The 9,235-nt window shown below is 72.4% G+C and carries 9 protein-coding genes; all 9 read left to right on the top strand.

Going from position 1 to position 9,235, the window contains the following annotated elements; genetic code table 11:
- Positions 1–45 precede the first annotated feature (45 nt).
- Positions 46–864: a DODA-type extradiol aromatic ring-opening family dioxygenase gene (locus AC30N0_RS14475; protein ID WP_489518609.1), complete on the top strand. Its 819-nt coding sequence runs from the start codon at positions 46–48 to the stop codon at positions 862–864.
- 11 nt (positions 865–875) lie between these two features.
- A complete protein-coding gene (locus AC30N0_RS14470; protein WP_489518608.1) occupies positions 876–1,280 on the top strand; it encodes a 5-carboxymethyl-2-hydroxymuconate isomerase in 405 nt (134 codons plus the stop codon).
- Positions 1,281–1,283: 3 nt separating this feature from the next.
- A complete protein-coding gene (gene hpaH / locus AC30N0_RS14465) occupies positions 1,284–2,084 on the top strand; it encodes a 2-oxo-hept-4-ene-1,7-dioate hydratase (protein WP_489518607.1) in 801 nt (266 codons plus the stop codon).
- 15 nt (positions 2,085–2,099) lie between these two features.
- On the top strand, positions 2,100–2,879 hold the full coding sequence (locus AC30N0_RS14460; protein ID WP_489518606.1) for an aldolase/citrate lyase family protein: 780 nt from the start codon (positions 2,100–2,102) through the stop codon (positions 2,877–2,879).
- Between the two features lie 251 nt (positions 2,880–3,130).
- On the top strand, positions 3,131–3,559 hold the full coding sequence (locus AC30N0_RS14455; protein WP_489518605.1) for a division/cell wall cluster transcriptional repressor MraZ: 429 nt from the start codon (positions 3,131–3,133) through the stop codon (positions 3,557–3,559).
- A complete protein-coding gene (gene rsmH / locus AC30N0_RS14450) occupies positions 3,559–4,524 on the top strand; it encodes a 16S rRNA (cytosine(1402)-N(4))-methyltransferase RsmH (RefSeq protein WP_489518604.1) in 966 nt (321 codons plus the stop codon). The genes AC30N0_RS14455 and rsmH overlap by 1 nt, the downstream gene beginning before the upstream one ends.
- Complete coding sequence (ftsL, locus tag AC30N0_RS14445) at positions 4,521–4,823, top strand: cell division protein FtsL (protein WP_489518603.1); 303 nt, start codon at positions 4,521–4,523, stop codon at positions 4,821–4,823. Before rsmH ends, ftsL begins: the two co-directional genes overlap by 4 nt.
- On the top strand, positions 4,820–6,613 hold the full coding sequence (locus tag AC30N0_RS14440) for a peptidoglycan D,D-transpeptidase FtsI family protein (protein ID WP_489518602.1): 1,794 nt from the start codon (positions 4,820–4,822) through the stop codon (positions 6,611–6,613). The genes ftsL and AC30N0_RS14440 overlap by 4 nt, the downstream gene beginning before the upstream one ends.
- Positions 6,613–9,235, top strand: a 2,623-nt coding sequence (locus AC30N0_RS14435) for a UDP-N-acetylmuramoyl-L-alanyl-D-glutamate--2,6-diaminopimelate ligase (RefSeq protein WP_489518601.1), incomplete at its 3' end; no start/stop codon positions are given. The genes AC30N0_RS14440 and AC30N0_RS14435, both read left to right, overlap by 1 nt.

Below are 9,235 nucleotides of genomic sequence, written 5' to 3'. Positions count from 1 at the left end.
ACTCGCTCCTGGTCTCGGCCGACGAGCTGATCCGTTGACGTCGCGATGAGCCTCGTCTTCGCCGGCGTCTGCAGCCACGCGCCAGGGATCACCGGTCGCGCCCATCTCGCCGATGCCGCCCGGAAGGACGCGCTCCACGCCAAGCTGCACCGCCTGGGCGATTCGCTCCGCGAGGCGCGCCCGGATGCGCTCATCGTCATCGCCGCCGAGCACTTCGCGAACTTCTTCCTCGACAACATGCCCGCCTACGCGATGGGCATGGCCGACCGCTACGAAGGCCCGATCGAGGACCCGGGCTGGCTCGGCATCGCCCGCACGACGGTGCCCGGCAACGCCGCGCTGTCGCAGCGCCTGATCCGCGAGGTGATGGAGGACGTCGACGTCGCCTTCGCCGAGGAGTGGAAGTTCGACCACGGGATCATGGTGCCGCTGCACTTCCTGACGCCGCGCTTCGACCTGCCCGTGATCCCCGCCAACATCAACTGCCAGGGGCCGCCGCTCACGCCGCTGAAGCGCGCCTGGGCCTTCGGCAACGCGTTGCGCCGCGCCTGCGACGCGGTTCCGGAGCGCATCGCGCTCGTCGGCACCGGCGGCATCTCGCACTGGCCGGCGACACCCGACTCGGGCCGCATCAACGAAGCCTGGGACCGAGAGTTCCTCGACCGCTGGGCCCGCAACGACCGCGCGGCGCTGCTCGCCTACAGCGACGAGGCGACGTACCGCGAGGCAGGGCAGGGCGGCTTCGAGATCCGCACCTTCGTCGCCGTCGCCGCGGCGGCGCGCGGGCAGGGGACGATCCGGGCCTACGTGCCGATTCCCATCTTCTCGGTCGGCTGCACCGTCGGCCTCATGACCATCGCCTGAAGGAGAAGCGCTTGCCGCACGTCGTCATCCACTACAGCGACAACCTGGGGCCGGACGCCGCCATCGGCAGGCTCTGCAGCGGCCTTGCCGCGGCGATCGTGGCCCAGCGCGAGCCGGGCGGCGAGCGCGTCTTCCCGATCGGCGGGACGCGCGTCATGGCCTACCCGGCAAGCGCCTTCGCGGTCGCCGACGGCGGCGCGGACCGCGCCTTCGTCTACGTGAACGTGCGCATCGCGGCCGGCCGCACGCCGGCCGCCGTGCAGGCCACGGGCGAGGCCCTGACCGACGTGGTCCGTACGCACTTCGCCTCGATCTTCGCCCGCCGGCCGATCGGCATCACGCTGCAGATCGACGAGGGCGCGCCGGCCTTCGACGCCAAGCACAGCAACCTGCATCCGCTGTTCGAAGGGCAGTAGGCCATGCTGTCGCAGGAGACCGTCGCCGGCCTCGCCGCCGAGCTGCACGACGCGGCGAAGCGGCGCGTGCAGCTGCGCCACTTCTCGGCCCGCCATCCCGGGATGACGATCGACGACGGCTACTCGATCCAGCGCGCCTGGCTGGCGCTCCGGCTGGCCGAAGGCCGGGTCGTGAAGGGGCGAAAGATCGGCCTCACCTCGCGCGCCATGCAGCAGTCGTCGCAGATCGACGAGCCCGACTTCGCGCCGCTGCTCGACGACATGTTCTTCGCCGAGGGCGACATCCCCTTCGAACGTTTCATCGCCCCGCGCGTCGAGGTCGAGCTGGCGTTCGTTCTGGCGCGGCCGCTGCGCGGGCCCGGCGTCGGCCTCGACGACGTCCTGGCCGCGACCGCGTCGGTGACGCCGGCGGCGGAGATCATCGACGCCCGCATCGAGCAGTTCGACCGCGACACGAAGGCGCCGCGCAAGGTCTTCGACACCATCGCCGACTTCGCCGCCAACGCCGGCATCGTCACCGGCGGCCGGGCGGTGCGGCCGGCCGACGTCGACCTGCGCTGGGTCGGCGCCATCCTCTGCCGCAACGGCATCGTCGAGGAGACGGGCCTGGCCGCGGGCGTGCTCGACCATCCGGCGAACGGCGTCGCCTGGCTCGCCAACAGGATCGCGTCCTACGGCGAGCAGCTCGACGCCGGCGGCGTCGTCCTCGCCGGCTCGTTCACCCGGCCGGCGACGGCGGTGCGCGGCGACGCGTTCCGGGTCGACTACGGCCCGCTCGGCAGCATCGCCTTCCGCTTCGTCTGACGCCAGAGGAACACCATGGAACTTCCGGTCAACACCTTCAAGGCGGCGATGGCGCGGCGCGAGGCGCAGATCGGCCTCTGGCTCGGCCTCGCCGATCCCTACGTCGCCGAGCTGCTCGCGAGCTGCGGCTTCGACTGGCTCCTGGTCGACGCCGAGCATTCGCCCAACGACGTGCGCAGCATCCTGGCCCAGCTGCAGGCGATCCAGCCCTACCCGACGCAGGCGATCGTCCGCCCGGTCGACGACGACCCGGCCGGCATCAAGCAGTTCCTCGACATCGGCGCCCTGACGCTGCTCGTGCCGATGGTGCAGACCGCCGAGCAGGCGGCGCGCATCGTCGCCGCCACGCGCTACGCGCCGCGCGGCGTGCGCGGCCTCGCGAGCGCCCTGGCGCGGGCCTCGCGCTGGAACGGCGTCGAGCGTTACGCCGAGCGCGCCGATGCCGAGATCTGCGTGCTGGTGCAGGTGGAGTCGGTCGAGGGCCTGGACAACCTGGCCGCGATCGCAGCCGTCGATGGCGTCGACGGCGTCTTCTTCGGGCCGGCCGACCTGTCGGCGTCGATGGGGCACCTGGGCCGGCCCGAGCACCCGGAGGTGCTGGCGGCGATCGCCGCCGGCATCGCCACCGTCCTTGGAGCCGGCAAGGCACCGGGCATCCTCGTCAGTGCCGACGCCGCCCGCGCCTACCTGGACAGCGGAGCGCTGTTCGTCGCCGTCGGGCTGGACACGACGCTGCTCGCCGGCGCAGCCCGCTCGCTCGCCGCCTCGTTCAAGAAGCGCCCTGGCGTGATCTAGTACCGGCCGGCGATTTCGCTCCGTTCGAGACCGGCGTCGGTTGCCCGGCTCGAAGGCATCTCAGGCCGCGCTTTGACAAGGCCTCGCAAGTCTATGTTTCTTGGGCCTTTTTCCAGACGCTTGCCCGTTTCGGAAGCATCATGTAAGTCGTTGATTCCATTGATTTTTGTCCCCGTCTTCGATTGACCCTGCCCGGCCCTTGGGCTACAGTGGCACAAAGTGCACTTTGGTGGGGTTTTGTGGCGAACGTCGTGTTTCAAGGCCCCGCAGCGCTGACGCTGGATGGAAAGGGTCGCATCGCCATGCCGGCCCGCCACCGCGAGCTGCTGGCCGCCATGGGCGTCAACCAGCTGACCATCACCAAGCATCCCGAAGGCTCGTTGCTCATCTTTCCTCGGCCGGCGTGGGAAAATTTCCGCGACCGCGTCGCCGGCCTGCCGATGGATTCGAGCGGCTGGAAGCGGGTCTTCCTGGGCAACGCGATGGACGTCGAGATCGATGCCTCGTCCCGCCTCCTGATCGCTCCCGAGCTGCGTGCCGCGGCCGGGCTGGTGCGCGACGTGATGCTGCTCGGCATGGGCAGCCACTTCGAGCTCTGGGACGCGCAGCGCCACGCCGAGCACGAGGCCGAGGTGATGCAGTCGCCGATGCCCGACTCGCTCAAGCACTTCAGCTTCTGATGCACGCTGGCGCCGCGTCGACGCACACCACCGTCCTCCTCCACGAGGCGGTGCAAGCGCTCGTGACCTCGCCGGACGGCATCTACGTCGACGGCACCTTCGGCCGCGGCGGCCACGCGCGCGCCGTGCTCGGCAAGCTGTCGCCGCGCGGGCGCCTCGTCGCCATCGACCGCGACCCGGAGGCGGTGGCCAGCGCCCGGGCCGACGCCGAGCTCGCCGCCGACCCGCGCTTCAGGGTCGAGCACACCGCGTTCTCCGCCATGGCGACGACGCTCGCCGAGCGCGGCATCGAGCAGGTGAGCGGCGTCCTCCTCGATCTCGGCGTGTCCTCGCCGCAGATCGACGACCCGGCGCGCGGCTTCAGCTTCCGCTTCGACGGCCCGCTCGACATGCGGATGGATACCACGCGCGGCGAGAGCGCGGCCGAATTCCTGGCCCGGGCCGACGAGCGCCACATTGCGGAGGTCATCAAGGACTATGGGGAAGAACGGTTTGCTCTACAGGTTGCAAAGGCGCTTGTTGCTCGGCGCGAGGGCGGGCACCCTGTACGAACCACAGGCGAGCTTTCCGACGTCGTGGCTCGTGCGGTGCGCACCCGAGAGGCGGGCCAGAACCCTGCAACGCGCACGTTTCAGGCGCTTCGGATTTTCGTCAACGCCGAGCTTGCGGAGCTCGATCAAGCCCTGACTGCGGCGCTGGCCCTGCTCGCACCGGGCGGTCGCCTCGTCGTCATCAGCTTCCATTCGCTCGAGGACCGGATCGTCAAGACCTTCATCGCCCGGGAGAGCCGGACCGAGGTCGACCGGCGCGCCCCGTTCGCCGCCGAGCCGCCGCACCGCCTGCGCGCCGTCGCCCGGGTCAAGCCGGGGCCGACCGAGGCGGCGACCAATCCGCGCGCGCGCTCGGCGGTGATGCGCGTCGCCGAGCGCACGGCCGAGCCGCTCGAAGCCGGAGGCCGGCGATGACGCGCTTCAACGTGCTGCTCCTGATCGGCCTGCTGGCGAGCAGCCTGTACCTGGTCCGCGTCTCCTACGAATCGCGGCGCCTGTTCGCGACGCTCGACAAGGCCCAGGTCGAGGAGCGCGCGCTGGACATCGACAGCGAGCGGCTGAAGACCGAGCTCCGCTCCCAGGCGACGCCCCTGCGGGTCGAGCGGACCGCGCGCGACCGCCTGGCGATGCGCAGCGCCACGCCCGGCGTCACCCAGTACATCGACCTGTCGGCGCCGGCTTCGGCGCCGGTTGCCGCGGGAGCCGGCCGATGAATCGCAGGAGCAGCCCGCGGGCGCGCGTCGCCGCCAGCGTCAAGAGCGTCAACTACACGACGAGCCCGCTGCTCGCCACGCCGACGCCGCCGTGGCGCTCGAAGATGCTGGTCGGCCTGGTCGGCCTGGGCTTCGCCGTGCTGCTCGGCCGCGCCGTCTACGTGCAGATCGTCGCGGCACCCTTCTTCCTGAAGCAGGGCGAGGCCCGCTACGGGCACACGCTCGCGCTGCCCGCCAGCCGCGGGCGCGTCGTCGACCGCAACGGCCTCGTCCTCGCCGCCAGCGTGCCGGCGCCGTCCATCTGGGCGATCCCCAAGGATCTCGAAGGCGACGCGCGCGGCCGCTCCCGGCTCGCCGCCCTGCTCGGCATGACGAGCGCCGAGCTCGAGAACCGCCTGCGCGACAACCCGAACTTCGTCTGGCTGCGCCGCCAGGTCGACGAGCCGGTCGCCCTCGCCGTGAAGAACCTGCGCATCCGCGGCATCCACGAGGTGCGCGAGTACAAGCGCAAGTACCCGGAAGGCGAGGCCGCCGCCCACGTCGTCGGCTTCACCAACGTCGAGGACCGCGGCCAGGAAGGCGTCGAGCTCGCCTTCCAGAAGGACCTCGCCGGCAAGGACGGCACGCGGCGCGTCATCAAGGACCGGCTGGGCCGCGTCGTCGAGGACGTCGGCGACAGCATCGCGCCGGTCGACGGCCGCGACGTCGGCCTGTCGGTCGATTCGAAGGTTCAGTTCTTCGCCTACCAGCGCATCCGCGACGCGGTCGCCGCGCACAAGGCCAAGGCCGGCAGCGTCGTCGTCCTCGACGCGCAGAGCGGCGAGGTCCTGGCGCTCGCCAACTTCCCGAGCTACGTGCCCGGCGACCGCAAGAACCTGACCGGCGCGCAGCTGCGCAACCGGGCCCTGACCGATACCTTCGAGCCCGGCTCGACGATGAAGCCCTTCGTCGCCGCGTGGGCGCTGGAGAGCGGCCGCGTCACGCCCGAGACCGTCATCCAGACCGCGCCCGGAAAGATGCAGGTCACCGGCTCGACCATCACCGACGCGCACCCGCACGGCAACCTGACCGTGAACCAGGTGATCCAGAAGTCGAGCAACGTCGGCGCCGTGCGCCTGTCGATGATGTTCTCGCCGCGCGAGATGTGGGAGCTGTACAGCTCGGTCGGCTTCGGCCAGAAGCCGCAGCTCGGCTTTCCCGGCGTCGTCACCGGGCGCCTGCGCCCGTACAAGAGCTGGCGCCCGATCGAGCAGGCGACCATGAGCTACGGCTACGGCCTGTCGGCGTCGCTGTTCCAGATCGCCCACGCCTACACCGTGTTCGCCCACGACGGCGAGCTGATCCCGGTGACGCTGACGCGTCCGCTCGGCGTCGTGCCGACCGAGCGCGTCGCCGGCGTGCGCGTGATCTCGGCGAAGACGGCGGCCGCGGTCCGCCACATGCTGCACCTGGCGGCCCTGCCCGGCGGCACGGCGCCCAAGGCGCAGGTCCTCGGCTACTCGGTCGGCGGCAAGAGCGGCACCGCGTACAAGCAGGAAGGCGCCAGCTACGCGCAGAAGAAGTACCGCTCGTGGTTCGTCGGCATGGCGCCGATCGCCAACCCGCGCATCATCGTCGCGGTGATGGTCGACGAGCCGTCGGCCGGCAAGCACTACGGCGGCGACGTCGCCGCACCCGTCTTCAGCGAAGTCGTGCAGCAGACCTTGCGCCTGATGGGCGTGCAGCCCGACCTCGACGTCAAGCTGCAGATCGTCTCGCGCGAGATGCCGGCCGAAGAGGAGAGCTTCTAGTGGCGGACGTGCCCGGCCGCTCGGAGCGGCTGGATTCCCGCGACGCGGCGCACGCCTGGCTGTCGCTGCGCCAGACGCGTGCGCTCGCCAGCGACAGCCGCCGCGTCGGCCGCGGCGACGCCTTCGTTGCATGGCCGGGCCACGCCAGCGACGGCCGCCACTACGTCGGCGCCGCGCTCGCCGCCGGCGCCCAGGCGTGCCTGGTCGAGGCCGAAGGCGTCGAGGCGTTCGGCTTCGATGGCGAACCGCGCGTCGCGGCCTACCGCGGCCTGAAGGCCGCCGCCGGCGAGATCGCCAGCCGCTTCCTGGACGTGCCGAGCGCCCGCCTCGCGGTGATCGCGATCACCGGCACCAACGGCAAGACCTCGACCACGTGGTGGGTCGCCCAGGCCCTCGGCACGCTCGGTCGGCGCTGCGGCGTCGTGGGCACGCTCGGGATCGGCGAGCCGCCGCACGCGCGCGGCGCCAGCGCCGCGGTGCCGGGCAGCGTCGAGAGCACCGGCCTGACCACGCCCGACCCCATCACCCTGCAGAACGCGCTGAACGGCTTCGCCGACCGCGGCTTCGCCGCCTGCGCGATCGAGGCGTCGTCGATCGGCATCGCCGAGCACCGCCTCGCCGGGACCCGGGTGCAGGTCGCCGTCTTCACCAACTTCACGCAGGATCACCTCGACTACCACGGCGACATGGCGGCCTACTGGCAGGCCAAGGCCCAGCTCTTCGCCTGGCCCGGCCTGAAGGCCGCCGTGGTCAACCTCGACGATGCGCAGGGCGTGGGCCTGGCCGCGACGCTGGCAGCGACGGCGGTCGACACCTGGACGATCTCGCTGCGCGGCGCGGCGCGCCTGTGCGCGCGCAACGTTCGCCACGATGCGCACGGCCTGGCCTTCGACGTGCGCGAGGGCAGCTCGAGCGTCTCGATCGCGACGCCGCTGATCGGCGACTTCAACGTCGCCAACGTGCTCTGCGTCGTCGGCGCTTTGCGCGCCATGGGCGTGAGCCTGGCCGACGCCGGCGCGGCCTGCGCGGCGCTGCGGCCGGTGCCCGGGCGCATGCAGCGCATCGTCGTCGGCCAACACGACGCGGTGGCGGCGGCGCAGCCCGAGGTCGTGGTCGACTACGCGCACACGCCGGACGCGCTGGAGAAGGCGCTGAACGCGCTCGCGCCGCTGGCGCGCCGGCGCGGCGGCACGCTCTGGTGCGTGTTCGGCTGCGGCGGCAACCGCGATCCCGGCAAGCGCCCGCTGATGGGCGCGATCGCCTGCCGCCTCGCCGGCCGCGTCGTCCTCACCAGCGACAACCCGCGCCTCGAGTCGCCCGACCTGATCCTGGCGCAGATCCTGGCCGGCGCGATCGGCCACGACGAGATCGACGTCATCGAGAACCGCGCCGACGCGATCCGCCACGCGGTCGGCTCGGCCGGGCCGCGCGACGTCGTCCTCATCGCCGGCAAGGGCCACGAGGACTACCAGGACGTGGGCGGTCGCAAGCTGCCGTTCTCCGACGTCAGCCAGGCACAGGCGGCGCTGTCCGAACGGGCCGCTCCTCTAGCCGCGGGCGCGGCGCTGCCGCCCATGGCCACCCTCGGCGAGCTCGCGGCCCTGCTGCCCGGCGCACGCCTGCACGGCGACCCGGCGACGCCGATCCGCCGCGTCCACAGCGACACGCGCAGCCTGGCCGCCGGCGACCTCTTCGTCGCCCTGCGCGGCGAGCGCTTCGATGCGCACGGCTTCCTCGGCCAGGCCGCGGCCGCAGGCGCTGCCGCGGCGCTTGCCGAGCACGGCCTCGGGGCGGCCGGCTTGCCCGGCATCGAGGTCGCCGACACCCGCGCCGCCCTCGGCGAGCTTGGGGCGGCGTGGCGGCGCCGCTTCGACCTGCCGCTCGTCGCCGTCGCCGGCAGCAACGGCAAGACGACGGTGACGCAGATGATCGCGGCCATCTTCCGCGCCTGGCAGGGCGACGCCGCCTTCGCGACGCAAGGCAACAACAACACCGACATCGGCGTGCCGCTGCCGCTGCTGCGCCTGCGCAGCGACGCCGCGCTGCGCCACCGCGTCGCCGTCGTCGAGCTCGGCATGAACCATCCGGGCGAGATCGCCCGTCTCGCCGCGATGGCCGCGCCGAGCGTGGCGCTCGTCAACAACGCCCAGCGCGAGCACCTCGAGTTCATGGCCGACGTCGACGCCGTCGCGCGCGAGAACGGCGCCGCGATCGCCGCGCTCGACGCCAAGGGCGTCGCCGTCTTCCCGGCCGACGATGCGCACGCGTCCACCTGGCGCGCCATCGCCGGCGAGCGCCGCGTCTGCACCTTCGCGCTCGACGCCGGGGCGACGGTCAGCGGCCAGGCGCAATGGCACGCCGATGCCGACGGCGGGCACTGGGCGGTGCGCGCGCAGACCCCGGCCGGCGTCCTCGCCTGCGACCTGCGCGTCGCCGGCCTCCACAACGTGCGCAACGCACTCGCCGCCACGGCGTGCGCGCTGGCCGCCGGCTGCCCGCTCGACGCGGTCGCCGCCGGCCTGGCCGGGTTCGCGGCGGTGCGCGGCCGCTCGCAGGCGCGCCGCTTCGAGCGCGACGGCACGCCTCGCACGCTCGTCGACGACAGCTACAACGCCAACCCGG

The organism is Rhizobacter sp. (genome assembly GCF_031412495.1).
Taxonomy (GTDB): Bacteria; Pseudomonadota; Gammaproteobacteria; order Burkholderiales; family Burkholderiaceae_C; genus Schlegelella_A.
Note: the sequence above shows the minus strand (reverse complement) of the source record. Positions and strands in the feature narration are given on the sequence as shown.